Annotated in this window: 23 protein-coding genes; 15 read left to right on the top strand and 8 right to left on the bottom strand. The window is 60.2% G+C overall.

Annotation, left to right across the window (positions count from 1 at the left end):
- Nucleotides 1-62 precede the first annotated feature (62 nt).
- Genes FHT82_RS08640 through FHT82_RS08650 form a run of 3 tightly spaced genes read right to left on the bottom strand, consistent with a single transcriptional unit; the run spans nucleotide 63 to nucleotide 4,161 of the window.
- Nucleotides 63-1,658 (bottom strand): response regulator, encoded by a 1,596-nt coding sequence (locus tag FHT82_RS08640; protein ID WP_183728476.1) that lies wholly within the window; start codon nucleotides 1,656-1,658, stop codon nucleotides 63-65.
- Between the two features lie 3 nt (nucleotides 1,659-1,661).
- Nucleotides 1,662-2,087: a response regulator gene (locus FHT82_RS08645; protein ID WP_183728479.1), complete on the bottom strand. Its 426-nt coding sequence runs from the start codon at nucleotides 2,085-2,087 to the stop codon at nucleotides 1,662-1,664.
- Nucleotides 2,074-4,161 carry a PAS domain-containing sensor histidine kinase gene (locus FHT82_RS08650; protein WP_183729215.1) on the bottom strand — a complete coding sequence of 696 codons (2,088 nt, stop codon included), beginning with the start codon at nucleotides 4,159-4,161 and terminating at the stop codon, nucleotides 2,074-2,076. The genes FHT82_RS08645 and FHT82_RS08650 overlap by 14 nt, the downstream gene beginning before the upstream one ends.
- A gap of 258 nt (nucleotides 4,162-4,419) precedes the next feature.
- Between FHT82_RS08650 and FHT82_RS08655 the strand changes: the two genes are divergently transcribed.
- The 3 genes from FHT82_RS08655 to FHT82_RS08665 all read left to right on the top strand — a co-directional run bounded on the left by FHT82_RS08655 (nucleotide 4,420) and on the right by FHT82_RS08665 (nucleotide 6,424).
- Entirely contained in the window at nucleotides 4,420-4,791 is a 372-nt protein-coding gene (locus tag FHT82_RS08655) for a response regulator (protein ID WP_183728482.1), read from the top strand.
- Nucleotides 4,792-5,251: 460 nt separating this feature from the next.
- A complete protein-coding gene (locus FHT82_RS08660; RefSeq protein WP_183728485.1) occupies nucleotides 5,252-5,956 on the top strand; it encodes a helix-turn-helix transcriptional regulator in 705 nt (234 codons plus the stop codon).
- 30 nt (nucleotides 5,957-5,986) lie between these two features.
- Nucleotides 5,987-6,424 carry a response regulator gene (locus FHT82_RS08665; protein WP_183729219.1) on the top strand — a complete coding sequence of 146 codons (438 nt, stop codon included), beginning with the start codon at nucleotides 5,987-5,989 and terminating at the stop codon, nucleotides 6,422-6,424.
- A gap of 105 nt (nucleotides 6,425-6,529) precedes the next feature.
- On the opposite strand, the gene FHT82_RS08670 is transcribed toward FHT82_RS08665, so the two are convergent.
- The 4 genes from FHT82_RS08670 to ybaL form a co-directional block, all read right to left on the bottom strand.
- Nucleotides 6,530-7,246, bottom strand: coding sequence for a HAMP domain-containing sensor histidine kinase (locus FHT82_RS08670; RefSeq protein WP_183728488.1), 717 nt, complete (start codon nucleotides 7,244-7,246; stop codon nucleotides 6,530-6,532).
- Nucleotides 7,247-7,339: 93 nt separating this feature from the next.
- On the bottom strand, nucleotides 7,340-9,892 hold the full coding sequence (secD, locus tag FHT82_RS08675; RefSeq protein WP_183728491.1) for a protein translocase subunit SecD: 2,553 nt from the start codon (nucleotides 9,890-9,892) through the stop codon (nucleotides 7,340-7,342).
- 94 nt (nucleotides 9,893-9,986) lie between these two features.
- A complete protein-coding gene (locus FHT82_RS08680; protein WP_183728494.1) occupies nucleotides 9,987-10,406 on the bottom strand; it encodes a hypothetical protein in 420 nt (139 codons plus the stop codon).
- A gap of 15 nt (nucleotides 10,407-10,421) precedes the next feature.
- Nucleotides 10,422-12,245 (bottom strand): YbaL family putative K(+) efflux transporter, encoded by a 1,824-nt coding sequence (gene ybaL / locus FHT82_RS08685; protein WP_183728496.1) that lies wholly within the window; start codon nucleotides 12,243-12,245, stop codon nucleotides 10,422-10,424.
- Between the two features lie 34 nt (nucleotides 12,246-12,279).
- On the opposite strand from ybaL, the gene FHT82_RS08690 reads away from it, so the two are divergent.
- On the top strand, nucleotides 12,280-12,585 hold the full coding sequence (locus FHT82_RS08690; RefSeq protein WP_183728498.1) for a helix-turn-helix domain-containing protein: 306 nt from the start codon (nucleotides 12,280-12,282) through the stop codon (nucleotides 12,583-12,585).
- Nucleotides 12,586-12,591: 6 nt separating this feature from the next.
- Here FHT82_RS08690 and FHT82_RS08695 read toward each other — a convergent pair whose 3' ends face one another.
- Nucleotides 12,592-14,016, bottom strand: a complete 1,425-nt coding sequence (locus tag FHT82_RS08695) for a glycosyltransferase family 39 protein (protein ID WP_183728501.1) — start codon at nucleotides 14,014-14,016, stop codon at nucleotides 12,592-12,594.
- A 651-nt stretch (nucleotides 14,017-14,667) separates the two neighbouring features.
- Here FHT82_RS08695 and FHT82_RS08700 point away from each other — a divergent pair.
- From FHT82_RS08700 to fliF, 11 genes are all read left to right on the top strand, one after another.
- Entirely contained in the window at nucleotides 14,668-16,296 is a 1,629-nt protein-coding gene (locus tag FHT82_RS08700) for a globin-coupled sensor protein (protein ID WP_183728504.1), read from the top strand.
- 63 nt (nucleotides 16,297-16,359) lie between these two features.
- On the top strand, nucleotides 16,360-16,656 hold the full coding sequence (locus tag FHT82_RS08705; RefSeq protein ID WP_183728507.1) for an STAS domain-containing protein: 297 nt from the start codon (nucleotides 16,360-16,362) through the stop codon (nucleotides 16,654-16,656).
- Nucleotides 16,653-17,018 carry a chemotaxis response regulator CheY1 gene (gene cheY1, locus FHT82_RS08710; protein ID WP_003570362.1) on the top strand — a complete coding sequence of 122 codons (366 nt, stop codon included), beginning with the start codon at nucleotides 16,653-16,655 and terminating at the stop codon, nucleotides 17,016-17,018. Before FHT82_RS08705 ends, cheY1 begins: the two co-directional genes overlap by 4 nt.
- An 18-nt stretch (nucleotides 17,019-17,036) precedes the next feature.
- A complete protein-coding gene (locus FHT82_RS08715) occupies nucleotides 17,037-19,334 on the top strand; it encodes a chemotaxis protein CheA (protein WP_183728510.1) in 2,298 nt (765 codons plus the stop codon).
- A gap of 6 nt (nucleotides 19,335-19,340) precedes the next feature.
- The gene (locus FHT82_RS08720) at nucleotides 19,341-19,808 is read left to right on the top strand and encodes a chemotaxis protein CheW (RefSeq protein ID WP_183728513.1); all 468 of its coding nucleotides are present in this window, start codon (nucleotides 19,341-19,343) and stop codon (nucleotides 19,806-19,808) included.
- Nucleotides 19,805-20,713, top strand: coding sequence for a protein-glutamate O-methyltransferase CheR (cheR, locus tag FHT82_RS08725; protein ID WP_183728516.1), 909 nt, complete (start codon nucleotides 19,805-19,807; stop codon nucleotides 20,711-20,713). The genes FHT82_RS08720 and cheR overlap by 4 nt, the downstream gene beginning before the upstream one ends.
- Nucleotides 20,710-21,759: a protein-glutamate O-methylesterase CheB gene (gene cheB, locus FHT82_RS08730; RefSeq protein WP_183728518.1), complete on the top strand. Its 1,050-nt coding sequence runs from the start codon at nucleotides 20,710-20,712 to the stop codon at nucleotides 21,757-21,759. Before cheR ends, cheB begins: the two co-directional genes overlap by 4 nt.
- The gene (locus FHT82_RS08735) at nucleotides 21,759-22,148 is read left to right on the top strand and encodes a response regulator (protein ID WP_183728521.1); all 390 of its coding nucleotides are present in this window, start codon (nucleotides 21,759-21,761) and stop codon (nucleotides 22,146-22,148) included. The genes cheB and FHT82_RS08735 overlap by 1 nt, the downstream gene beginning before the upstream one ends.
- Nucleotides 22,145-22,699: a chemoreceptor glutamine deamidase CheD gene (gene cheD / locus FHT82_RS08740; RefSeq protein ID WP_112541540.1), complete on the top strand. Its 555-nt coding sequence runs from the start codon at nucleotides 22,145-22,147 to the stop codon at nucleotides 22,697-22,699. The genes FHT82_RS08735 and cheD overlap by 4 nt, the downstream gene beginning before the upstream one ends.
- Nucleotides 22,700-22,714: 15 nt before the next feature.
- Nucleotides 22,715-23,104 (top strand): hypothetical protein, encoded by a 390-nt coding sequence (locus FHT82_RS08745; protein WP_183728524.1) that lies wholly within the window; start codon nucleotides 22,715-22,717, stop codon nucleotides 23,102-23,104.
- Between the two features lie 114 nt (nucleotides 23,105-23,218).
- Nucleotides 23,219-24,913, top strand: coding sequence for a flagellar basal-body MS-ring/collar protein FliF (fliF, locus tag FHT82_RS08750; protein ID WP_183728527.1), 1,695 nt, complete (start codon nucleotides 23,219-23,221; stop codon nucleotides 24,911-24,913).
- The last annotated feature ends 438 nt before the right edge of the window (nucleotides 24,914-25,351 follow it).

The following is a 25,351-nucleotide window of genomic DNA, read 5'->3' on the forward strand; positions in this document are numbered from 1 at the left end:
AGGCCAGGAGCGAGAGTATGAGGGTCGTTGCTAGCGTCATGCCGTTGCCAATGGCCTTTTCCCTAATTTTGTTCCGCAAAAAGCACAAGTGCATCACCGCGCGGCAGGAGCTCCAGCGTGTCGACCTCCTCCAATGCTTCTTCGAGTTGCTGCACCGTCGGCGGCTTGATCATATAGGCGAGCGCGCCAAGCTCTTTTGCCCGTTGCATGTCGCCTTCGTCGCTTGACGTGCTGAGCACGCAGACCGGAATCCGGCTCAGCCGCTGATCGGCTGAGAGCGCGTTCAGCACTTCGAAACCATCCATGATCGGCATGTTGATGTCGAGCAGCATCAGGTCGATCTGCGGCTCGTCGGGAACGCTGGCGCGCCGCTCCAGAAGCTGCATCGCCTCTCGGCCATTGGTTGCCACATGCAGGTTGAAACTCACCTTCTCGCGCCGCATCAGCTTGATCTTCAGAAGCTGGATATCGGCCGGGCTGTCTTCCACCAGCAGCACTTCGGCGAGCCGGCCGCTTCCTTCGCCCGTATGGCCGGATGTTTTTACCGCCTGCGGCTGTTCACTGGCGACCGGCTGTTTGCCTGATATCTCCGCGAGCGGTACTTCGAGCAGGAAGGTGGCACCTCTGCCGGTCTTAGCCTCGCACCAGATGGAGCCGCCGTGCAGCTGTGCGATGCGCCGGCAGATCGCAAGCCCGAGCCCCGTGCCTTCGATGCCGCGGCCGACGAGACGCTTGAACGGTTGGAAGATCAGCTCACGATGATCGGGGGCGATGCCCGGTCCATTGTCGCCGACAGTCAGGCGGCATGTCCCCCTGTCTGCCATGGCCGAAATGCGCACTTCCGGAACCGTATCCCCACAATAGCGGATCGCGTTGGACACGAGGTTTTGCAAAAGCTGGATGAGCAGCGTCGCATCGCCCATCACCTCCGGCAATCGGCCGCGGATAATGATCGCCTGTCGGCTTTCGATCTGTTGATGCAGATTGTGCTCCACCTGATCGAGCACGGCCGACAGCGAAACCGGCTTGAGCTCGAGCTCGCTCGAAACCTCCAGCCTCGTGAAGCCCGATACCTTGACGATAAGGTCTTCCATATGATCGGCGGCGCTCAGGATATAATCGAGCAGCTCGCGGTCTTCGCTCGGCAGTTCGGCTGAGCCATGCAGGATGCGGCTGAAGGATTTGATCGTTCGCAGCGGCTCCTTGAGATCATGTGCCATCGCGCGGGTGAAGATCTCCAGCGATTGCCGTTTCTGCTCCAGTTTTGCCTCCAGCGCGCCATGCATGAGGGCGTTCTGGATGCAGCGATGCAGCGTCTCGGGTGACAACGAATCCTTGGTGAGGTAGTCACGCGCGCCGCCCTTCATAACCTCGACTGCGACAGTCTCGTTGCCCTGGCCGGTCAGCATTACGACATTGGTGGCGGCATCTTGGGCGAGGATCTCAGAGAGCACGCCAAGGCCGTCGCGGCCGGGAAGCGAATAGTCGAGCAAGATACAGTGAGGGCGCCTCTGGCTGTTGAGGGTGAGACCTTCATCACCACTCTCGGCCTCGATGACGGTATAGTTCGTGCCGGAAACGCGCCCCAGCATGCGGCGATAGGCTTCCCGGTCGTCTATGCTGTCATCGATGATCAGAACGCTGCAGTCTTCCGCCAAACGTCAGTCCTCTAAAGGCAGGATCGCGATTTCGAACCAGTATTCCTTGAGCCGCTGGATGGCGGCAAACAGCCCGTCGAGATCGACCGGCTTCTGTACATATGTATTGGCGCCGAGCGCATAGCAGCCTTCGACGTCGCGCTCGTCGTCCGATGTCGTGAGGATCACGACCGGGATTTTGCGCCAATGCGCGTTGGACTTGATCGCCTCCAGCGTCTTGCGCCCGTCGAGGCCCGGCATGTTGAGGTCGAGCAGGATGAGGCCGGGTTTCGGCGCCATGGTTGCGAGTATATTGAGGGCTTCCTGGCCGGAAGCGGCCCGGCGGATGGGGTTGCGCAGATTGGTGCGCTTGAAGGCGCGCATCGTCGCTTCGAAATCGTCCTCGCTGTCCTCGACGATGAGGATCGGTTGCGTGTCACGCTGCTGCATTCTGCCCCTCGCGCTTCCTTCCCAGAGTGAAATAGAATGTCGTGCCGGTGCCGACTTCGGATTCCAGCCATATCTCGCCATTGTGACGCCCGATGATCTTGCGCACGAAAGTAAGCCCGGCGCCGGTGCCGTCGTCGGAATCCTGCGATTTTTCGAGCCGTTTGAAAATGCGGAAAATATCATCGTAGAACTGTTGGGGTATGCCTTTGCCATTGTCTTTCACATAGAAGACGTTGCGTGCCGTCGTTCCATCTTTGCCGGCATAATGTTCCAGATAGCCGATGCTGACGAGCGGCAGGGGCTTGTCGTTATATTTGACGGCATTTGTGATGAGGTTGCGAAACACCTCGGTCACACGAGGGGCATCGCAGATGACCTCTGGCAACACGCCGTCGATGACGACTTTCGCATGCCGCTCCTCCAGAAGAAGCTCCATGGTGGACACGACATCGCGGACGATCGAGCCGATATCGGTTCGCTTGACGGCGAGTTGCTGGCGGCCGATTCGCGAAAAATAGAGAAGATCGTTGACGAGCTTTTCCATGCGCTGGCTGAGGCGAACCAGCCGATTGAGCCGGCGCACGCCGTCTTCGTCGAGCTTGTCTTCATAATCTTCCAGCAAGAAACGGGAATGATTGTGCAGGCCGCGCAGCGGCTCCTTGAGATCGTGCGAGGCAATATAAGCAAACTCGTCGAGATCGTGATTGGAGCGTTCGAGATCGGCCGTGTATTCCTCGAGCTGTGCAAGTGTCGTCTTCATCCGCTCTTCCTGCCGCACGCGCTCGCTGATGTCGCGCACGATGCCGACGAAGGTCTTGCCTGAGCCGGCAACGACGGCGCTGACCGAGAGGTCGATAGGGAAGACCACACCGTTCTTGCGCCGGCCGGAGACCATGCGCGTCGTGCCGATGATGCGTTCCTCGCCAGTGCGCCGATAATTGCCGAGATAGGCGTCATGTTCGGAATGATAGGGTTCCGGCATCAGCATCTTGATGTTGTTGCCGATTGCCTCCAGCGGTGTGTAGCCGAACATGGTCTCGGCGGCGGAATTGAAGCTCGTGATCCGCCCCGCCTCGTCGATGGCGATCACTGCATCAGGCGTATTGCGTACCAGCGCGCTGAAGCGGATGCGCTCGGTCTCAAGATGCTGGCTATTGCGCATGAAATAGAAAACGAAAATGGCAACCAGCCAGAGCGTCGCTGACGTGATCGAGCGGTTGGTGGCCTCCCGCCAATATTCGTCCTGTGAATGGTTGACGGCAAAGAAGCCGAGCAGGATCAGGACAGTGCAGACGAAAGCGAAGAAGATCGGGGCGTTGCGATTGCCAAACCAGAGCGCTGTCAGTACGAGCGGGACATAGAGAATGCCGTTTGCCACGCCGAGCGGCGTATAGAGATCGACGATGAGGCCGGTAAAACAGATCGTTGCCGGTATCCACAGGGGGATTTGCGCCCTGTTGGTCGGCAACATCCACCAGGATCTGGCCAGAAGCCCGCAGCCGAAAGCCACCAGGCCGATAGCCGTATGCAGCGCCATCGCGGCATAGGGACCCCAGCGATACCCCTGTTCGGCATCGGTGATGTATCCGGCAAGCGCGATCATGCCGAGCGTGATCGCGATATAGCTGGTGAGTTCCTGTACGAGCTGACCGCGCGACTCCCTCTCATAGAGAGCAAAAAGAATGGAGAGATTTGATATCAGGAAGATCAACGCCGTGTTCGGCCCCATGCCGCCGCCGATTTGTTCGACGAAGCTTGGAGAGATGAGAAACTGCGTCAGGAACACATCGACATTGTGAATCGTGCGGCCGAGCGTGATGATCTCCGTCAGGCGCACCGCGGGAAGAAGAGCCGCAAGGCTGCAGGCAATGACGGGCACGAAGCGGTAGCGCTTGCCTGTCCCCATCGACGTGGCAAGCCCGATACCCGACAGCACGAAACAGATGGCGGTATTGAACGCCATGGACGGAAAGCCCGGCATGATCGAGATGATGATCTCGGCCTCCAGCAGCCACCCGGTCAGCGCGGTCAGACCGAGCAGGACCAGCAGGCAGCCGATGACGAGCGCGACCATGCGGTAACGTCCGCTTTCGGTCCCGTCCCATCCTGATATAGCGGTATCCCGCACGTGCACCACCTCCTTGTCATGTCCTTCCTGGCAAGCCATCTTTTCCGAAATAGCCGAATACTCAATAGGCAGATTGTTGCGCGAAACGCGCTTATTCGACAGCAAATCCCTGAAGGCCGATATCGAATTTTAGTGAAGTGGCGTTAATGTCCCAACGAAGGACAGTGCAGGACGAGCGAAACAATATCCGGATTGTGGTGTCAGATGCCGACCTTGTTTTACGTTGACGATAGCAGGGATGACCTCTTCTATCTCGACTATATCCGAAAGAAACAGCAAGTGGATGTTGATCTATTCTGCTTTTCCACCGCGCAGGCTGCATTCGAGGCGCTTGAGGGGCGTCTGGAAGCAGGTGAAGGCGTGCCGGATATACTGGTCGCCGATCTCTACATGCCGCTCGACAGCGGCAGCGGACTGATCGCGCGACTGCGGCGGGACGGCCGCTTTTCAGCCATGCAGCTCGGCATCTGCAGCGGTTCGGATGCGGTGGAGGACCGTGAACGGGCGCTTGCTGCCGGTGCCGATTTCTATCTTGAGAAGCCACTGGATCTTGTCGGAATTGTCAGCAATCTATGATTGCGGCAAGGGTGCCTTGACTGCATGCACGGCGCGTCATGTGAATGCAAGAAAGCGCAATTGACAAGCCTGACAGTGCATTTCAAGATGCAACCGAAGAGAAGAAAACCAAAAAGCGCTAAGAGAGCCGCCCGATCCGTGTTCGCCGCCACGAACGTCAGCCAACCCCTTAGCTGAATGGGCCGACCGGCTCTCCGCGCTTACTTCTGGCACTGTCTTCCGCATCCATGGATGTTGAATACGGAAAGATTAGGACCCCTAGGTAAGAGCACTATTCGCGTAAACTGTCCTGTGCATCACCTGTAGTTGAGATGTTTCCGCCTGACATATCGAAAAGCCCCTGTTTTCGTCGTCGGTCATCAACTGTCTCGCAATTTTTGTAACCGTTCGCGTTTAGGACGTATATCCCAAGATTTCGGGACCGGCGGACTGATAATTGGGGGAAGGAGGAAGAGTGGGAATGACCAGTGCTGCCGCAGTTCCTTTTCATGCTGGTCCGGAACTTAGCCGGGCCATCAATCGCACGGATTTTTTTCGCCTGCTGAAGGCGGCCGCACAGCATTACAATTTCGATAATTTTACCCTGGCGCGCATCTCGGAAGCTGCAGCTCCCTTCGGAGCGCGCGAGGTTGTGATTACCAATGTCGCCGAACGGCGCATGAGCCTCTTTGTCAAGACCCTCAAGGAAGCGCTCGGAACTGCCAAGGCGCGGACGGCTCAGTTTTTGACGACGCCGGTTCACGGGAAAAGTGCTGTAATAGAAGGCTATCCGTCGGACCTCGTCTTAAATGAATTCAGCGGCAGCACATTCCTTTTCATCCCGCTGTTCACGCCAGAGGGGCGTCGTTACTGTCTGGTGCTCAGTGGCCAGTGCCAGGAGCCAGACCAGGGCGAGGTGGCGGATGTCCTGCTCGACGCCATGCGCATCTTCGATAAGCTGTATGAGGAAATCCTGACGCAGGAAATGTCCGGTCGGCTCACGCAGCGCGAAACCGAAATCGTCAAATGGACGAGCGAGGGCAAGACCTCCGCGGAGATCGCCATCATCCTCGGCCTTTCGGAACATACGGTCAATTCGCATATCACCGCTGCAGTCCGGAAACTTGGGGCCGTCAACCGCGTTCATATGGTGGCGATTGCGCTGCGAAACGGTCTGGTTTCATGAGCCGGTTTCATGTCGGGGAAAGATGAAGCGATGAGTGCGGAAGCAACGCGCAGGAATGCAGTGAAGGTATTGTTCGTCGATGACGAGTTCATCGAATTCCGTTCGCTCAAGAAAAAGATCGCAGATCTCTCCGAACCGCGTGTCGATGTCGAATATTCCCAATCGATCGGCGATGCGCTCGACAAGGTGAAGGCCAGCCGCTTCGACCTCATCCTTCTCGACAACCGTCTGCTGCCGAATGCAGACTTTCGCGAGACCGTGCCCGAGCTCAGGGGCATCGGCTATACCGGTCCGATCGGTGTCATCTCGACCGATATATCAGGCAATTATTTCCAGGAATTCCCAGATTACGGCGTCGACTTCCGCATCGGCAAGGATGAGATCGACGTGCAGACCCTGCAGCACATCATCCGCGAATACGTGACCTATGACGTGCCGGATTTCTGGAAGGACGATTACAGCGCCTGACGCGCGTCCCGCAAAAGTGTGCAGCGGTTTTGCGATCACGACATGCGTAAGACCAAGAGTTAAAGCGTGGTACGCGAACCTGAAAGATTGCGGCACGCTTTATCCTCAGGTCGGCAGACGGATCGCAAAGCGGCTGCCGCTCTCATCGGAATGATCTAGCCTGATATCACCGCCGAGCGCGCCGAGCAGTTCGCGGGTGGTCGTCAGACCCAGCCCCGCTCCGGGTACGCTGCCGGCCTTCGGCAGCTTCCAGAACGCATCGAAGATCTTCTCCTGATAGGCCGGCTCGATGCCGCAGCCGTTATCGGAAATGATGATACGCCAGTCCGCACTTTCCCGTGCTGCCGTCACGGTGACATGCGGCGCTGTGGCGCCCTGATAAGTCAGGGCATTGGAGAAGAGGTGCTTCAGAACAATGGTCAGAAGTGCGGCATCGCTGCGGATAACGGGTAGATTGTCCGCAGCAAGTGTCGCGCCGTTGGCGGGAAATTCCTCGAGCACCTGCTTCCAGGCATCCCGCGCAATATCGGTGAGGTGGACGTCGCCGATAGCGATCTGCGGACCCGTTCCCGCCAGGCTCATCAATGCCTTGGTGAGCCGCTGTGCCGTCTGGGCCTTATCGATGATCGCCCTGAGGCTCTGCAGCTGTTCGCTGTCCAGCATCGGTTCCAGATCGTCGAGCAGCATTTCCGCATACATGGCGATATGGCGGAGCGGCGATTGCAGGTCGTGCGAGGCAGTCGCGAGGAAGCGCTTGATACGCTCCTCCGGATTCACGGTGGAACCGGTTTCCGGCTTTTTCGCCGTCGGCTTGGAAGACATTTGGCGGTGCTCCCGATCTCTTTGAACCAAACATAGAAAGAGGGCGCCGGCTGTGCAACCGGCGCCCTCTCCAAGTCCACGTATGTCGACCTTTTAGCCTGCCGTCTTGCGCGGCTGGCCTGCGTCCGGCGGAATGATTTCGACGGCTGCGTCGTTGGAAGCCGCAACCGCCTTGGCATGGCGGCGGCGCCAGTCGCCGAGGAAGAGCAGGATCGGCGCCGCAATGAAGACCGAGGATGCAGCGGCGACGAGAATGCCGAAGACCATCGGTATCGCGAAGCTTTCAACCGCGCTGCCGCCCCAGATCGCCATCGGCAACAGGGCAAGGAAGGCCGTCGCGTTGGTGTAGAGGCTTCGTGCCAACGTCTCGTTGATCGATTTGTCGATGATCTCACGCAGCGGCATCGACTTGTAGAGGCGCATGTTCTCACGCATGCGGTCGTAAACGACCACCTTGTCGTTCACCGAGTAGCCGACCAGCGTCAGGATCGCCGCGATTGCCGTCAGGTTGAAGTCCAGCCCCGTCAGCGCGAAGAAGCCGATCGCCTTGGTCACATCGAGTATGAGGGTGACGATGGCGCCGACTGCGAACGGCCATTCGAAGCGGTACCAGATGTAGAACAGCATCGCCAGGCTGGCGATGACGACCGACAGGATGCCGGCCCAGGCAAGCTCGCCACTGACCTTCGGGCCGATGACGTCGGTGCCGGTGACGGTCGCTGACGGGTCGATCTTGACGATCTCAGCCTTGAGCTTGGTGACGGCTGCCGTCTGGGCTTCTTCGCCACCGTCCTGGCGCTGCGCGCGCACCAGCATGGTGTTGTTGTCGCCGAAGGACTGCAGCGCCACTTCGCCGAGGCCGAGGCCATTCAGACCCTCGCGGAAGCGGCCGAGATCGGCAGCGTCCTGTGTCTTCACCGACATCTGGATACCACCGCGGAAGTCGACGCCGTAGTTGAGGCCCGGATAAATGAAGAGGGCGATCGAAGCGATCGACAGCAGCGCGGAAACGGTAACGCCGAAGAACCGCGCCTTCATGAACTCGATATGCTTGTCGTAGGGGCTGAAGAAGGGGAACAGCGGCTTGATGTTGATCGTCTTCAGCTTACGGCGGCGGGTGATCTCGATCATCGTGACGCGCACGAAGGCGACCGAGGTGAACATCGAGATGATCAGGCCGAGCGCCATGGTCACCGCAAAGCCGCGAACCGGGCCGGAGCCGAACCAGAACAGGATGGCCGCAGCGATCAGCGCCGTCATGTTGCCGTCGATGATAGTCGAGTAGGCGCGGCGGAAGCCGGTGTCGATGGCCGCAAAGGCGCTCTTGCCCTTGCGCGTCTCTTCACGGATGCGTTCGTTGATCAGGACGTTCGCGTCGACCGCGAGGCCGATGCCGAGCACGACGCCGGCGATGCCGGGCAGGGTCAATGTCGCGCCGACAAGCGTCAGCGCCGAGAAGGTCAGGATCGTGTGGATGAGAAGCGCAGTGTTCGCGAGGATGCCCCATGCACCGTAGAGCACGAAGATGAAGCCGGCGACGAGCACGAAGCCGACGATACCGGCATAGAGGCCCATGCGGATCGCATCCGCTCCGAGGTCGGCGCCGACGGTGCGCTCTTCGATCACGGTCAGCTTGGCGGGCAGGGCGCCGGCACGCAGCATGGCCGCCAGCGTGTTGGCGCTGTCGGTGGTGAAGTTGCCGGAGATCTGGCCCGAACCACCGGTGATCGGCTCGCGGATGACAGGTGCGCTCAGCACTTTGTCGTCAAGCACGATCGCGAAGGGATTGCCGACGTTCTGGCGGGTGATATCAGCAAAGCGGGTCGCACCGGCGCTGTCGAAGCGGAAGGTGACGACCGGCTGCTGGCTTTGGTCGAAGCTGACGCGGGCATCCGAGAGGCGGTCGCCGGAAATCTCGACGCGATCGAGAACCGGATAGGAGTTGCCTTCGTCATCCTTCATGATCGTCACACCCGGACCGGCCTGGCCGTTCGGGGCGAGCATGTGGAAGGACATTTTGGCAGTAGAGCCGAGAAGTTCGCGAAGGCGGGACGGATCCTGGGCGCCCGGAAGCTGCACGAGAATGCGGTTGGCGCCGATGCGCTGGATCGTCGGCTCGGCAACGCCGACCTGGTCGACGCGCTGGCGGATGACTTCAAGGCTCTGCGCGACCGCATTGTCGACATTGGTTGCAATACCGGCCGGCGAGAAGCCGATAGTGATATTGCCGCCGTCGGCCGTGACCGCAAGGTCGGATTGGCCGGCACTGATGCCGCTGGAGATCACGTTGCCAAGGGTGCGAAGCTGGGTGACGGCCGCATCGCTCTGCGACGGGTCGGCGAGCGAGACAACGATGTTGTTGTTGTTGCGGACGACAGATTTCGGCTGGATATTCTTTTCACGCAATACGCGGCGTGCGTCCTGCAGGAGCGAATTCAGGCGCTCCTTGGTGAGGTCGGCTTCGTCCACCTCAAGCACGAGATGCGAGCCGCCACGAAGGTCGAGGCCAAGGGAGACCTGGCTGTGCGGCAGCCAGGAGGGGATACGCTGCAGCACGCTCTGCGGCAGCGCGTTCGGCAGGGCGATCAACAGGCCGAGCACGATGATCACCGTATAGGTGAACACCAGCCATGGTGAATTGCGCATGTTTTAAGTCCTTGGATAATGCTTGGGCCGGCGCAACCGCGCTGCGGCATGTCTACATGTCTATTGGATCAGAAGCGCCCGAAGGCGACGTGATTCAGGCAACCTGCGGCGGTGCTCGGGGCTGGTGAGCCCCGGCCACGACAGGGCGCAGCGGGGCCTCGAATTCAGGGGCCGGAGCGGCTCGGCGCCAGTTGGCGAATTGCAGTGCGGGTGCGGCATTCAGCGATGCCGGGCCGGCATCGTGGAGCTGCTGCTTCGGCGCCACCTTGCGGTCGCTGATCAGCAGGCCGCGAATGGCATCGCGCGCAGTCACCTGCGTCTGCTGCGAATCCCGGCTGGAGGAAGACAGGCTGTTCGGCGCCGATGAAGGGCCGATGACGATATTGCCACCGAAGAGCAGGCCAAGATAGGCGACGATCGCAACGACGACGGAAGCGGCAATACGGCTTGCCAGACGGCGCTCTTCCAGCACCGTCTCCCCTGTCTCTGCGATTTCACTCCCAAATCGGCTCAAAGGCGCGGCAATCTCTCATTCTCTTTCAGGCGGAGGCTCCACCGACGGCACGATTGTACCAGCCGAAGGTCCGTCTTCATAGGGTCCACTGTCATGATGCACTTGAGCGAGCCGGTCAACCATGCCAAGCGCAATTTCCCGCTCGCCCATGATCACAGTGTCGGCGCCGTATTGCCGCAGTTCGTCCACCTCAGCGTCGGAATGGGCACGTGCGACGATCAGGATCGATGGATTGATGGTGCGGCCCTGCTCGGCGATGCGACAGGCTTCGAAAGCGTTCGGAATGGCGATGACGAGGCTGCGCGCGCCGGCGAGATTGGCGAGGTCGAGCGTTTCGCGGACGACAGCATTGCCCGAGAGCACTTCGGTACCCTGGCTCCGCAGTTCGGTAATGCGCTTGTCGGAATCCTCGATGACGAGGAAAGGCGTGCCCGATGACTTGAGATTCTGGCCGACAATGCTACCGACGCGGCCATAACCGACGAGGATCGCATGGCCGCTGAGAGCGGTCGGATGGACGTGGTCCGTATCGGCCTGTTCCTCTGTATGCGTGAGCCCGGTATCGGCTGCCGGAGCAACTGCTTCCGGCGCCGGCTCTTCGTGCTTGGATCGTTCCAGCAATGGCCGCATACGGTCGCACACGAAGAAGAGCAGCGGGTTGAGAATGATCGAGATGATTGCGCCGGCAAGGATCAGGTCGCGCCCTTCCGCCGGCAACAGACCGAGTTCGACGCCGAGCGCGGCAAGGATGAAGGAGAATTCACCGATCTGCCCGAGACTCGCCGAAATCGTCAGCGCCGTGCTGACCGGCTTTTTGAAAAGAAGGACGATCAGGAAGGCGGCGACCGATTTGCCGATAATGATGATGAAGATGGTCGCCAGAACCGGCAGAGGCCGTTCGATCAGGATATTCGGATCGAAGAGCATGCCGACGGAAACGAAGAAGAGTACGGCGAAAGCATCGCGAAGCGGCAGGCTTTCCTGGGCGGCGCGGTGGCTGAGTTCGCTTTCGGAGAGAACCATGCCGGCAAAGAAGGCACCGAGCGCCAGCGACACGCCGAAAAGCTTGGACGCTCCGAAGGCGACGCCGAGCGCGATTGCCAGCACGCCGAGACGGAAGAGTTCGCGCGAACCGGTATGAGCGATGCGGTGCATGGTCCAGGGGATGAGCTTGCGGCCGAAGACCAGCATCAGGGCGACGAACAGAGCCACTTTGACCAGTGTCATGGCGATAATGCCGCCGACGCCGAGATCGAGGCCGAAAAGCCGGTTGAGGCCCGCGGAGAGAGGCTCGACCGGGCCATGACCATCGCCGGTGATGCTGGCGGCTGCCGGGATGAGAACCAGCGCGAGCACCATGGCAAGGTCTTCGACGATCAGCCATCCGACGGCGATACGCCCACGCTCTGTCTCGATGAGACGCCGCTCCTGCAGGGCTTTCAGGAGCACGACCGTCGAGGCGACTGAAAGCGCTAGGCCGAACACGAGGCTGCCGCCCGTCGGCCACCCCATGAAAGCGCCAAGACCCCAGCCGAGCAGTGTGGCAAAGCCGATCTGCACAACCGCACCCGGCACCGCGATGCCGCGCACGGAAAGCAGGTCCTTGAGGGAGAAATGCAGGCCGACGCCGAACATAAGCAGGATGACGCCGATTTCCGCAAGCTCAGGCGCAAGGCTCTGATCTGCAACGAAACCCGGCGTATGCGGACCAACGAGAACGCCTGCGACGAGATATCCGACGAGAGGAGGCAGGCGCAGGCGATTGGCGATCGCGCCCAGGATAAATGCCAGCACGAGGCCGCCGACGATCGTCGAAATCAAAGGCGTATCGTGGGGCATCGCTCTCTCCCGGTCTGGAAATCCTGTTCAAAACATGACATATATGATCTATATTGACCAATATGGGTGGTTTGAAATTATGGGTCAAGGCGCAAAAGAAACAATTCTGACGCCCGCTTTGTGCCGCGCGGCTCGTGGTCTGCTTGATTGGACGCAAGCGGATCTCGCCGAGAAGGCTGCCGTCTCCCGTAGCACGATACGCGACTATGAAGGCCGTCACCACGAAATCCATCGTGCGACGGACGCGCAGCTACGCCGTGCCTTCGAGGAGGGCGGCGTAAAATTTATCGAAATAGAAGGCGGCGGAACCGGCCTCTGCCTCCCCGGTCCCGTGAATTAAGCCGCCTTAGGGCTGCATCAGGCAGGCCGTACCGACCTTATAGACATAGATCGTATCGCCCCTATAGTTGCCTTTTTCCGGCTGCCAGGTTTTCAGCATTTCCGGCGTTTCGTTCGCGCAACTCAGCGGCTTGGAGGTCAGGAACAGAACCTGCCCCGCGGTATCGGCCGGGAGCGCAAATTCCTGTTCGTAATAGCTGTCCGGCAGGCCGGCCGGCGGGCGGGCATAGATCTTGTAGGGTGCGGCTCTCAGCGTGTGGAAGAGATCGGCGACCATGTCCCTGTTGTCGGTGACGATGATGCCGGCTCCGGCCTGTGCGGCAAGATCGGCAGCCGCACGGCTTACCTCGGCACGGCCGAGATAGCGCTCCATCACCTCTTTGCCGTTCGGCAGCACCAGCTGGTGCGAGAAAATCGTCGCGAAGGGGAAGAGCAGGCAGGCGACACCATTGATCCAGAGCGAGGTTCTGAGACCCTTCGGCCACAGGCGGTCAAGCAGCCAGACAGCCAGCACGATGCCCGCCACATAGGCCGTGACGGCCCAATTGGCATAGGCCTTGGCAACGGTCGCCTGCAGGGTAATGAGCAACACGACCGGAATCGACAGCCAGACGAGTATCTTCTCGCGTGGCTCGCTCCGGCCGCGGATCATGTTCCAGACGGCCCAGAGCATGGCGAAGAAGACGATCGGGCCGACGACGCCGAACTGCGCGGAAAAGAATTCCAGGCCACCGCGAAGATCGATGCCGAGATCGCTCCAGTGGGCGATATCCTGCGTGTGGCGCACCGTCGTATTATTGTTCTGAAGGTTCCACCAGAGGTTCGGGAAGGCGACAATCGCCGAAGTAACAACCGCGATGATGAAATCGCGCACGGAAATCCGCGCCGCCGGAATGAGCAGCATCGCGATCGCACCGCCCGGCACGAGGAAGAGCACGGCATATTTCGTGAGGAAAGCCAGCCCGACGCCGAGACCCATCAGAAGAGCCAGTCCGATCGAGCGGCGCTGCGTCAGTTCGAAATAGACAGCGAGCGCAACGGCGATGAAGAAGAGCAGAATGACGTCGGTGGAGAAGAACACCGAAGAAAGCGCAACCGCCGGCAGCGTGATATAGGTCGCGCCGACCCAGCCTTCGATCTCAGGTCCGATGAAGCGCTTCGCCATCTTCATCAGCACCAGTGCGGTCGCCATGTGGAAGAGGGGACCGGGAAGCCGCAGCCAGTAGATGTCGCTGGAGCCGGCAAGCTCGGTGAAAATCCTGAGCACCCACGCGATCATCGGCGGCTTGGAATAATAGCCGAAATCGAGATTCTGCGACCAGAACCAGTATTGCGCCTCATCGACGAACAGGTCCGTCGTATCGAAATGCAGCGTCACGATGCGGAAGATCGTAAACGCCATGATGATGATGAGGCCGGTCCGAGCTGACATAAATTGCTGACTTCCGCTGACACAGGAGCGCGTGTCGATACACCAACGGTACCGGACTGCCAACGGGAAAGGTAAACGGAGGCTTGAGGCGCGGTGGCCTCTCAGAAGACGCGAAGCGTGCGGTTGTCGCGATGTGCAGAGATCACATCGAGGAGGGCAACGGCTGCGGCGATCGTGATGGCGATCAGGCAGGAACCCATTCCGAGAACTATCATTTCTCTTTCCTTGTTGACGTCATGTCAGGCTCTATAAAACGGGTCTATAACATAGAGCTTGCGCGTGCCTTGTAGCAGCGATGCAACTCCCCGCCAGTATTTACTATGTGAAGTCTGCCTAATTGTTTCAAAACCTATCGGCAGGAATGGGTTATTAACCTTCAAGCAAGGAATTAACCATAAACATTGGGTTACACGTCGGAATGGGAAGATGCACTCGTTCCCACCAGGCATGACGCCGTCCCGCCGTACCGGTTGATCCGGTATCCATCTCTTCAGGCCGCTCCGAAACAGAATTGCTGATCAGGAGGCTTTAGCCCATCGGTCGTGACCGATGGCGAAGACCGTCCCTGCGTCTTGCATTCTTCGGAAGCGTCAAAAGTTTTTGGCCGGGCTTCGCCCGGAAAGTGGTTGGGGACAGGCGTTGAGGCAGGATATGCCATCAGATCAGGCTCGGGGGACACAGGCAGGCAGCCTGCGCGACCGCCTGCGTTTTGCCGGCCTCGATCCAGACCAGTGCGAGATGGTCCGCCGCAACCGGCCGGCTCTCGAAGCCTATCTGAAGGCGGGCCTGCGCGATCTTTTCCATCGTTTCCAGTCCTTTCCGGATGCCGCCCGTAATTTCGAAAGCGAACGCCAGATTGAGCGGCTGCACGACCTGCAATCCTCGCACTGGGATGTGCTGACGGATGCGCGTTTCGACAGCCTCTATGCGGAGCGGGTCAAGGTTCTCTCCGACACCGAAAGCAAGATCGGCCTTGACCCCCGCTGGCACGTGGCCGGACACGGGGTCATGCTGGAACACGTGATTTCAGGTCTGGCCGATGAGCTGGCCGGCCGCCCGGTACTGCCGTCGGCCAAGCGGCGTGCTCGCGAGATCACCGACCTGATGACCTCAATCATCCGCATCGTCATGGTCGACGTGGAAATCGCCGTCTCGCTGCGCTTTAATGCGCTGCGTTCCACGCAGCAGCGCGCACTCGCCGATCAGCGTGCCGAAGGCGAGGTTGAAGTCGCCCGCATCTTCAGCGATGTCATCGAAGGCCTGTCGGCCCGCGACTTGACGCCGCGCGCACCGGTCGATGGCGCTCACACCGAAATCGCCGCCGCGCTGAACGCAGCGCTCGACAATCTTCAGACGGAATTTGCCGCGATTGCCGAACGCAATGCGAAGGCAGAGGCCGCAACGCAATCGCTCGCCGGCGCATCCCGCAGCTTCGCCGGCAATGCTTCCGGTCAGGCCCGGCGCCTGCAGCTTTCCGCCGCCACCCTTGCCGGCATCGCCGAGCGGGTCCGCGAGGGTGCAGCCGGCAGCCGTGCTGCCGAACAGGCCGCGGCCGCCACGCGTGCGGCCGTCGAGGAAAGCGGCGAGGTCGTCGGCCGCGCCATCAGCGCCATGGCTGATATCGAACAGTCTGCGGAGAAGATCGGCCAGATCATCGGCGCGATCGACGAGATTGCCTTCCAGACGAACCTGCTTGCTTTGAACGCTGGCATCGAAGCCGCCCGCGCCGGCGAATCCGGTCGCGGCTTCGCCGTCGTGGCCCAGGAAGTGCGGGCGCTCGCCCAGCGCTCCGCCGAAGCCGCCCGTGAAATCAAGACGCTGGTGACCACCACTAAGACGCAGGTGGATGCCGGCGTACAGATGGTCGGCCGTACGCAGGATTCGATTGCCAGCATCGTCCGCCAGGTAACCGACATCAACGCCGCAATCGCGGGCATCGCGGGCGAGACGGGCGAACACGCCGCCGGTCTCGAAGCCGTGACCGCAGACGTTAAGGGCCTTGGCAGCGAAGTGGCCGACAACGCCGGATTTGCGGAGTGTTCGGCTGAGGGCGCCGATCATCTCCATACGGTCATTCTGGAACTCGGCCAGACGATCCGCGAATTCCGCATCGCGCGGGAAAATGCCTACGCAACCTGGCCTCAGCAGGTGCGTGTTTCCGCCTCCCGGACGGTTGCAATCGCAACTCGTCCGGAAGCGGTCGAAGACGACTACGAAAATGACGATTTCAGCATGCCTCAGCCTCTCGCAAGTGCCGGAGGTGGGCGGAATGTTTACTAACCTATCGGATTATGACGTCGGCTCGCTTTCGCGGGTCGGGGATAAGGGGACAAGGAAAAGCTGATGGCAGCAAAGAAGAGTGCCAAGATGCTGGAGTTGCCAGCGGTTCTTGATCTCAATGAGGCTTCCGCATTGCGCGACAAGCTTCTCTCGATGCGAGGAAACCCTCTGGCGATCGATGCTTCAGCAGTCGAACGCGTCGGCGCTCTTTGCGCCCAGGTTCTGATGGCCGCCGAGAAGACCTGGGACCAGGACAAGCAGTCGATCACCTTCTCGAAAGTGTCCGACGCATTTCAAAAAACCATGCAGCTGGTTGGCGTCGATATCGACCATCTGCTTGCCAAGGAGATCCGGCAATGAAGAAAAAAGTACTGACGGTGGACGATTCCCGCACCATCCGAAACATGCTTCTCGTAACGCTGAACAATGCGGGTTTCGAGACGATCCAGGCTGAAGACGGTGTTGAAGGCCTCGAGGTTCTCGAGGAATCCAATCCCGACGTCATCGTCACCGACATCAACATGCCGCGCCTCGACGGTTTCGGCTTCATCGAAGGTGTGCGCCGCAACGAGAAGTACCGTGCGATTCCGATCCTGGTGCTGACGACCGAAAGCGATGCGGAAAAGAAGAACCGCGCCCGCCAGGCCGGTGCCACCGGCTGGATCGTCAAGCCCTTCGACCCCGCCAAGCTGATCGATGCCATCGAGCGTGTAACCGCTTAAAGCCCAGGATTTGCTCCTATGGATATGAACGAAATCAAAGAGATCTTTTTCCAGGAGTGCGAGGAACAGCTCGCTGAGCTGGAATCCGGTCTCCTGAAAATGAATGATGGCGATCGCGATCCGGAAACCGTCAATGCGGTATTCCGCGCGGTGCATTCGATCAAGGGCGGTGCCGGCGCCTTTGGCTTGGATGACCTCGTCGCCTTCGCCCACGTCTTTGAGACCACACTTGATTGCGTTCGTTCCAACAAGCTAGAGCCTACCCAGGACGTCCTGAAGGTCATGCTGAAGTCGGCTGACGTGCTCGCCGACCTGACCAATGCTGCCCGCGACGGCGGCAGTGTCGACGAAAGCAGAAGCCGCGGCCTCGTCAAGGAACTGGAAGCGCTCGCCAATGGTGAGCTGCCGTCTCCCTCTGCAATCTCCGAGGCGCCCGCGCCGAAGCCGGCACCGAAGGCCGCTCCCGCTGCGGTTGCCGCAGCCCCGGCTCCCAAGCCGACCGACGACAGCGGCTTCCAACCGATCCCCTTCTCCTTCGATGATTTCGGCGGCGAAGAGAAGCCGGTCGATCTGCCGGCTTACGAGATCACTTTCAAGCCGCGCTTCGAGCTCTATTCGAAGGGCAACGACGCCACTCTCCTGCTGCGCGATCTCTCCCGCCTCGGTGAGATGAGCATTTATTGCAACACCGACGCCCTGCCGGGCCTCGACGAGCTCGATCCGGAAGGCGCCTATTTCTTCTGGAACATCACGATCAAGACGGACAAGGGCGAAGACGCCATCCGCTCGGTCTTCGAATTCGCCGAATGGGATTGCGATCTGACCGTGAAGCCGGCAGAGGACAGCAAGCCGGGCGAGACCAATGAAGAACTGCCGATGATCCCGGTTCCGTTCGATCTCTCGATCCTGGACGATGGCGGTGCCGCCGAAGTGCCTGCCGCTGCCGAGACCAAGGCTGGCGACACAGCTGCTGCCGTTGCCGCCGCTGAAACGGCGACCAATGTCACGCAGATGGCTGCTGCCGCTGCCCGCGTCGAAAAGAAGGAATCGGCCGCCGCCGCTGCCGCTGCAGCGGCAAGTGCCGCAGCCCAGAACAATGCTGCCAGCGCCGGCCAGACGATCCGCGTCGATCTCGATCGCGTCGACCGCCTGATCAACCTCGTCGGCGAGCTTGTCATCAACCAGGCGATGCTCTCCCAGAGCGTCATCGAAAATGATACGACCGGCACCTCGTCGATCAATATGGGTCTCGAAGAGCTGCAGCAGCTCACCCGCGAGATCCAGGACTCGGTTATGGCGATCCGTGCCCAGCCCGTGAAGCCGGTCTTCCAGCGCATGTCGCGTATCGTTCGCGAAATCGCTGACATGACCGGCAAGTCGATCCGCCTGATCACCGAAGGTGAAAACACCGAAGTGGACAAGACGGTCATCGACAAGCTGGCCGAACCGCTGACCCACATGATCCGCAACGCCGTCGACCACGGTATCGAAACGCCTGAAAAGCGTGCCGCCGCCGGCAAGAACACCGAAGGTACGGTCCGCCTCACGGCTAAACATCGTTCGGGTCGCATCCTGATCGAGCTTGCCGACGATGGCGCCGGCATCAACCGCGAGAAGGTCCGCCAGAAGGCGATCCAGAATGACCTCATCCCGGCCGACGCCAATCTCTCGGACGAGGAAATCGACAACCTGATCTTCCTTCCGGGCTTCTCCACGGCAGACAAGATCTCCGACATCTCCGGCCGTGGTGTCGGCATGGACGTCGTCAAGCGCTCTATCCAGGCGCTCGGCGGCCGCATCAACATCACGTCGAGGCCGGGCCAGGGCTCGGTCTTCACGATGAGCCTGCCGCTGACGCTCGCCGTTCTCGATGGCATGGTGGTCACGGTCGCCGGCCAGACGCTGGTCGTGCCGCTGACGGCCATCGTCGAAACGCTGCAGCCGGAAGCCGCCGCGATCCACTCCTTCGGTGCGAACCATCGCCTGATCTCGATCCGCAACAGCTTCTGCCCGCTGGTCGATGTCGGTCGCATCCTGAACTTCCGTGCCACCCAGGCCAATCCGGTCGAAGGTGTCGCACTTCTCGTCGAATCCGAAGGCGGCGGTCAGCGTGCGCTCATGGTCGATGCGATCCAGGGCCAGCGTCAGGTCGTCATCAAGAGCCTCGAGGCGAACTACACCCACGTTCCGGGTATCGCCGCAGCGACCATCCTCGGCGACGGCCGCGTGGCGCTCATCCTTGACGTGGACGCGGTCGTCGGCGCCTCGCGCGGTCAGTCCCTCAAGGCGGAAATGTCTTTGGCGGCAGCAGGGTAAAGGGCAATGTCGTACACGGCAAAAAATCTGACCCTGGGCGGAAGCGAACTCATCGCATTTCGTGTTGGCGATCAGGAATTCTGCGTGAACATCATGTCGGTTCGCGAGATCCGGGGCTGGACCCCGGCAACCGCGATGCCGCATTCGCCATCCCATATGATAGGCGTGATCAACCTGCGTGGTGCGGTGTTGCCGATCGTCGATCTGTCGGGCCGACTTGGCATGAAGCCGACCGATCCGAGTGCCCGCCACGTCATCATCGTCGCCCAGGTCCGTCGCAAGGTGGTGGGTCTCCTGGTCGACGCGGTGTCCGACATTCTGACCGTCACCGATGACGATATCCAGCCGACGCCCGAGGTCTCCTCCGACCTCGAGCGCCAGTTCGCTCGGGGAATTCTCGCCATCGATAAGCGAATGATCTGCCTGATCGAACTCGAAGCCCTATTCCCCGAGACCGAAAGCGAAGCCGCATGAATGTACTGGGCGTAAAAGATCAGAGGCAGTCGACCGATGAGGTGCTGGCGAGCGGGGAATACCCGCTGACACGCCGCGACCTCTCGGAAATCGCCGCCATGATCTATGCGGATGCCGGAATCTATCTCAACGAGACGAAAGCCTCGCTGGTCTATTCGCGTCTGTCGAAGCACATCCGCAACCTTGGCCTTTCAGGGTTTCGCGAATATTGCGAGCTTGTCGCCTCGCCGGCAGGTGCTGCCGCCCGGCGCGAGATGCTGTCGCACCTGACGACGAACTTCACGCGCTTCTTCCGCGAAAACCATCATTTCGAGCACTTGCGCGACCATGTGCTGCCCGATCTTCTGAACCGGGCGCGCGCCGGCGGCCGTGTCCGGATCTGGTCGGCTGCGTCCTCGGATGGGCAGGAGCCCTATTCGATCGCATTGACCGTTCTGTCAATGATGCCGAACGTTGCCGACTACGACTTCAAGATTCTCGCGACCGATATCGATCCGAAGATCCTCGCAATCGCCCGGGCCGGCGCTTACGACGAGAACGCGCTGGAAACCGTCTCGCCTGCCATGCGTAAGCAATGGTTTACCGAGGTCGAGATTCAGGGACGCCGCAAGTTCCAGGTCGACGACCGCGTGAAGCGCATCATCACTTACAACGAGCTGAACCTGATGGCCCAATGGCCATTCAAGGGCAAGTTCGACGTCATCTTCTGTCGCAATGTCGTCATCTACTTCGACGAGCCGACGCAGATCAAGATCTGGCAGCGCTTCGCCGGCCTGCTGCCGGAGGGCGGCCATCTCTATATCGGCCACTCCGAGCGCGTCTCGGGCGAGGCCAAGCACGTCTTCGACAATATCGGTATCACCACCTACCGCTATACGACCAAAGGTCTCGGGAGGAAGGCATGAGCGCTCCGGCAAGAGTACTCGTTGTTGACGACTCGCCGACCATGCGCGGCCTGATTGCGGCCGTCCTGAGTTCGGATCCCGAAGTCAACGTCATAGGCCAGGCCGGCGACGCCCTGGAGGCGCGCGAGGCGATCAAGCGGCTGAACCCCGATGTCCTCACCCTGGATATCGAGATGCCGAACATGAACGGCCTCGACTTCCTCGAAAAGATCATGCGCCTGCGGCCCATGCCGGTGATCATGGTCTCGACCATGACGCATCGCGGCGCGGAGGCGACACTTGCAGCTCTCGAAATCGGTGCCTTCGATTGCGTCGGCAAGCCGCAGCCGGGCGAGCCGCGCCCCTTCGGCGATCTTGCCGAGAAGGTAAAGGCTGCCGCCCGCACGCAGCGCAACTTCGCCCAACCGGCCAAGCCCGCTGCCGTCACGCCGCCACCCGCAGTCGCCGACTTCCGCGTCGGCCGCAAGATCGTGGCGATCGGTTCTTCGACCGGTGGCGTGGAAGCCCTGATCGCCGTGCTGCAGAAATTCCCGGCGAATTGCCCGCCGACCGTCATTACCCAGCATATGCCGCCGACCTTCACCAGGAGCTTTGCCGAACGGCTGAACCGGCTCTGTGCGCCGGTCGTGGAGGAAGCGACCGACGGCGCCCGTCTGGAAATCGGCAAGGTCTACCTCGCGCCCGGTGGTGAGCGCCATCTGCAGGTTTCGAATACATCGGCGCCCTGCTGCCGATTGGTCGAGCGGGGGCCGGTCAATGGCCATCGCCCGTCGGTCGATGTGCTCTTCGATTCGGTTGCCGAACTCGCCGGGCGCAATGCCGTCGGTGTGATCCTCACCGGCATGGGTCGCGATGGGGCTGCCGGGTTGTTGAAAATGCGACACGCAGGGGCAAGAACGCTCGGTCAGAACGAAAAAACCTGCGTTGTTTACGGAATGCCAAGAGTTGCCTACGAACTTGGCGCAGTTGAGCAGCAGCTTCCGCTGGCTGCCATCGGCGAGGAAATATTGAAAATGACAGCCGCCCGAAAGGAAGGGACCGAATAATGTCGATCGCGGAGAAAATCAAAGTTCTGATCGTTGACGATCAGGTGACCAGCCGCCTGCTGCTCAGCGACGCACTGACGCAGCTCGGCTTCAAGCAGATCACCGCTGCCGGTGACGGCGAGCAGGGTATGAAGATCATGACGGAGCAGCCCCACCACCTCGTGATCTCGGATTTCAATATGCCGAAGATGGACGGCATCGGCTTCCTGCAGGCCGTGCGCAGCAATCCGAACACCAAAAAGGCGGCCTTCATCATCCTCACCGCACAGGGCGACCGTGCGCTGGTGACGAAAGCTGCCCAGCTCGGCGCAAACAACGTTCTGGCGAAGCCCTTCACCATCGAAAAGATGAAAGCGGCTATCGAAGCCGTGTTTGGAGCCCTGAAATGATCACTGAGGGTGCGGCCCGCCGCGTGCACATCATTCAGGGTGAATACAAGGTCTTGAGCGACCCGGATGCGGTGCTTTCGACCATCCTTGGTTCGTGCGTGGCAGCCTGCCTCAGAGATCCCGTCGCAGGTGTCGGCGGCATGAACCACTTCCTGCTGCCGGGGACAGGCAACACCCCGATGACCGGCGGCGATGCCACGCGCTACGGCGTGCATCTCATGGAACTGCTGATCAACGGCCTCCTGAAAAAGGGCGCGCGGCGCGACCGGCTGGAGGCCAAGATATTCGGAGGAGCGAAGACGATCTCGACATTCTCGAATGTCGGCGAGCAGAACGCAGCCTTCGCCATGCAGTTCCTTCGGGATGAAGGCATTCCGGTGGTCAGCTCCAGCACAGGCGGTGAGCATGGACGAAAGATCGAATATTGGCCGGTGTCCGGCCGTGCCCGGCAATACCCCCTGACCGGTGCCGAAACCCAGAGAACTGTCGCTCTCGAGCAGCGTCCCGCCGCTCCGCAGAAGCCCGCCGAGACCAGTATCGAATTCTTTTAATGGCGAGGATTTTATATGACTTTTACACCGATAATCGAGCCGCCATCGCCGGTAGAGGCGCTAAGCGACGTATTGATGCGCATTGTCTCCGAGCTTCACGACGTGGCCTACCTGATGGAGCGGATCGAACCCCAGCTGATCGAACTGGGCGGCTCGGAAATCCTGAATTCCCCTGACAGCATGAAGGTGATGCAGGGCATCGATCTCGCCGTACAGAAATCGCGGGGTCTCGCTGAATTCATCGACACCATCACCGGTGAAATTCCGCAGAACTGGTCGATCGATGTCGCCACCGCACTCAGCCTCGTCAAGCTTGCCGAAATGCAGAAAGCTCTCGGTGGCGGTACCCGTCACGGCCACTCCCAGCCGCTCAGCAAGGCGGCCGGCGACTTCGATTTCTTCTAGCATCGCAATTCATTCCCGCATGCGCCGAACGAAACGCTCGCACAAGTTTCGGCGTCTATTCGTCAAATGAGGCAATAAGCCTGCTTTGTCTTTGACGGATCGTGCGAGAACAGAATGAATCTGTTAAATCAATTAGTTCAGATTATTAAGAACTTTGGTTCGCTTGGGCGGACGCGTTTGATGATCCTTGGTGGGGTCGGCGCCGCTTCCATCGCAATCATCCTGGCGGCGGCCATTTTCGTCAACAAACCGGCCCAGGAAACGCTTTATGTCGGCCTGGAGACGCCCGATCTCAACCAGATCAGCATGGCGCTCGCCGAAAGCAACATCGATTTTCAGGTCGGAACAGACGGTTCAAGCATCACCGTACCGGCCGGCATGACGGGCAAGGCCCGCCTGTTGCTTGCCGAACGCGGCCTGCCGAACAGCGCTAACGCCGGTTACGAGCTCTTCGACAATGTCGGTTCGCTCGGCCTCACCTCCTTCATGCAGGAAGTGACCCGCGTCCGTGCTCTCGAAGGTGAAGTCGGCCGCACCATTCAGTCGATCTCCGGCATCACCGCCGCACGTGTCCACATCGTCATGCCCGAGGTCGGCAATTTCCGTAAGGCCGAACAAAAGCCGACGGCATCCGTCATGATTCGCGCCAGTGCCGCGACGGGGCGAAACGCCGCCACCTCGATCCGTCACCTCGTCGCCTCGGCCGTGCCGGGGCTTGATGTCGATGACGTGACGATCCTCGATTCCGCCGGCCAGCTTCTTGCTTCCGGCGACGAAGCCAGCAACAGTATGCTGAACCGCTCGCTCAGTATCGTCCAGAACGTCCAGCAGGAAGTCGAATCGAATATCGACAAGGCGCTCGCACCCTTCCTCGGCATGGATAACTTCCGCTCCAGCGTAACGGCCAACCTCAACACAGACGCCCAGCAGATCCAGGAAACTACCTACGATCCGGAATCCAAAGTCGAGCGCTCGGTCCGCTCCACGAAGGAAAACGCCCAGTCCCAGCAGCGTCAGTCTGACAATGCGACGACGGTCGAGCAGAACATTCCACAAGCAGCACCTGATGCCGGTGGCGCCAATGGTCCGCAGTCTGAGGACAAGTCCGACAAGCGCGAAGAGCAGACCAACTACGAAATCAACAGCAAGACCACGGCCACGACGCGCAGCGCATACCGGGTCGAAAAGCTCTCGGTCGCCGTCGTCGTCAACAAGGGCCGCATCGCCAAGATGGTCGGCGAACCGGCTGACCAGGCCAAGATCGACGCCTACCTCGCTGAAATGCAGAAGATCGTTACTTCGGCCGCTGGTCTCGACACGAATCGCGGCGATGTGGTTACCGTCACGGCGATGGACTTCCTTGAGAACCAGCTTCTCGACGATGCGAATGGCGGCGTCCATGTCATGGATATTCTGAGCCGCAACCTCGCCGGTATCATCAACTCGTTGGCCTTCGTTGCAGTTGCCTTCGTGGTGGTCTGGCTGGGCGTGCGCCCCCTCATCCGCACCGTCAACGGCTCGGGCTCCTCCTCCGCAGTGCTCGGCGACGCCACTCCCGAATCGGCTGGTTTGGAACTGCCGGACTTCGCGCCGGCGGGCGCTTCTTCGGGCGGCGCGCTCATGGATGGCTTCGGCTCCGACTTCGGCTTCGACAGCACCGAGGATCTGCTCAGCCTCGGCGACGATGACGGCAACTTCAACCGCCGGGTCAAGGAAGGTCCGGAACGCAAGCTTGCTCGCATGGTGGAGATCAACGAGGAGCGCGCCGCGAAGATCCTCAGGAAATGGGCGATCGACGAAGCAGCATGATGAAAAGGCCGGGAAACCGGCCTTTTCTTTTCTTAGCTGTGGATACATCAATCGGTAACAAGAACGTGACCCATGATCGCAGCCGGCTCTTAAAGAGTCGGTTTCTCTATGACAGAGAATTCGGATGTAGAGATCGCCGGGCAGCGGGATGGCGTCGTTCGCATGAGGCTCAAGCCTTGCATAGGGTGGGCGACATGAGTATTTCTACAGTAGAACAATAGTTCGTTGCTTTTGTGCGTTTGAGATTTGCTTTCGCCGGGCATTCGATTGCGGCACGCCCCCGGTCGGAACTGTGACAATTACGTCATTCAGATCGATAATTCCGCTCAGCGTCACTCGCGCATAAGGCGAGGAACGTTGCGGCCAATGCCAGAATCATCCTAGTTTATATATCTTCGCGAGAGTGGAGTGGTGATCGAATCACTGCATGGAAAGTCG

Origin of the sequence: Rhizobium sp. BK275 (assembly GCF_014193555.1) — a bacterium.
In the GTDB taxonomy this organism is placed as follows: domain Bacteria; phylum Pseudomonadota; class Alphaproteobacteria; order Rhizobiales; family Rhizobiaceae; genus Rhizobium.

Bases quoted from the DNA above. Each gene is read 5' to 3' on its own strand.
- FHT82_RS08690 (WP_183728498.1), top strand. From the start codon at position 12,280: ATGACATATATGATCTATATTGACCAATATGGGTGGTTTGAAATTATG.
- FHT82_RS08700 (WP_183728504.1), top strand. From the start codon at position 14,668: ATGCCATCAGATCAGGCTCGGGGGACACAGGCAGGCAGCCTGCGCGAC.
- FHT82_RS08650 (WP_183729215.1), bottom strand. From the start codon at position 4,161: ATGGTCGCGCTCGTCATCGGCTGCCTGCTGGTCCTGCTCGGTCTGACC.
- FHT82_RS08655 (WP_183728482.1), top strand. From the start codon at position 4,420: ATGCCGACCTTGTTTTACGTTGACGATAGCAGGGATGACCTCTTCTAT.
- FHT82_RS08735 (WP_183728521.1), top strand. From the start codon at position 21,759: ATGTCGATCGCGGAGAAAATCAAAGTTCTGATCGTTGACGATCAGGTG.
- FHT82_RS08720 (WP_183728513.1), top strand. From the start codon at position 19,341: ATGTCGTACACGGCAAAAAATCTGACCCTGGGCGGAAGCGAACTCATC.
- FHT82_RS08665 (WP_183729219.1), top strand. From the start codon at position 5,987: ATGAGTGCGGAAGCAACGCGCAGGAATGCAGTGAAGGTATTGTTCGTC.
- FHT82_RS08705 (WP_183728507.1), top strand. From the start codon at position 16,360: ATGGCAGCAAAGAAGAGTGCCAAGATGCTGGAGTTGCCAGCGGTTCTT.
- cheB (WP_183728518.1), top strand. From the start codon at position 20,710: ATGAGCGCTCCGGCAAGAGTACTCGTTGTTGACGACTCGCCGACCATG.
- ybaL (WP_183728496.1), bottom strand. From the start codon at position 12,245: ATGCCCCACGATACGCCTTTGATTTCGACGATCGTCGGCGGCCTCGTG.
- secD (WP_183728491.1), bottom strand. From the start codon at position 9,892: ATGCGCAATTCACCATGGCTGGTGTTCACCTATACGGTGATCATCGTG.
- cheD (WP_112541540.1), top strand. From the start codon at position 22,145: ATGATCACTGAGGGTGCGGCCCGCCGCGTGCACATCATTCAGGGTGAA.
- cheR (WP_183728516.1), top strand. From the start codon at position 19,805: ATGAATGTACTGGGCGTAAAAGATCAGAGGCAGTCGACCGATGAGGTG.
- FHT82_RS08660 (WP_183728485.1), top strand. From the start codon at position 5,252: ATGACCAGTGCTGCCGCAGTTCCTTTTCATGCTGGTCCGGAACTTAGC.
- FHT82_RS08715 (WP_183728510.1), top strand. From the start codon at position 17,037: ATGGATATGAACGAAATCAAAGAGATCTTTTTCCAGGAGTGCGAGGAA.
- FHT82_RS08645 (WP_183728479.1), bottom strand. From the start codon at position 2,087: ATGCAGCAGCGTGACACGCAACCGATCCTCATCGTCGAGGACAGCGAG.
- FHT82_RS08670 (WP_183728488.1), bottom strand. From the start codon at position 7,246: ATGTCTTCCAAGCCGACGGCGAAAAAGCCGGAAACCGGTTCCACCGTG.
- cheY1 (WP_003570362.1), top strand. From the start codon at position 16,653: ATGAAGAAAAAAGTACTGACGGTGGACGATTCCCGCACCATCCGAAAC.
- FHT82_RS08695 (WP_183728501.1), bottom strand. From the start codon at position 14,016: ATGTCAGCTCGGACCGGCCTCATCATCATCATGGCGTTTACGATCTTC.
- fliF (WP_183728527.1), top strand. From the start codon at position 23,219: ATGAATCTGTTAAATCAATTAGTTCAGATTATTAAGAACTTTGGTTCG.
- FHT82_RS08745 (WP_183728524.1), top strand. From the start codon at position 22,715: ATGACTTTTACACCGATAATCGAGCCGCCATCGCCGGTAGAGGCGCTA.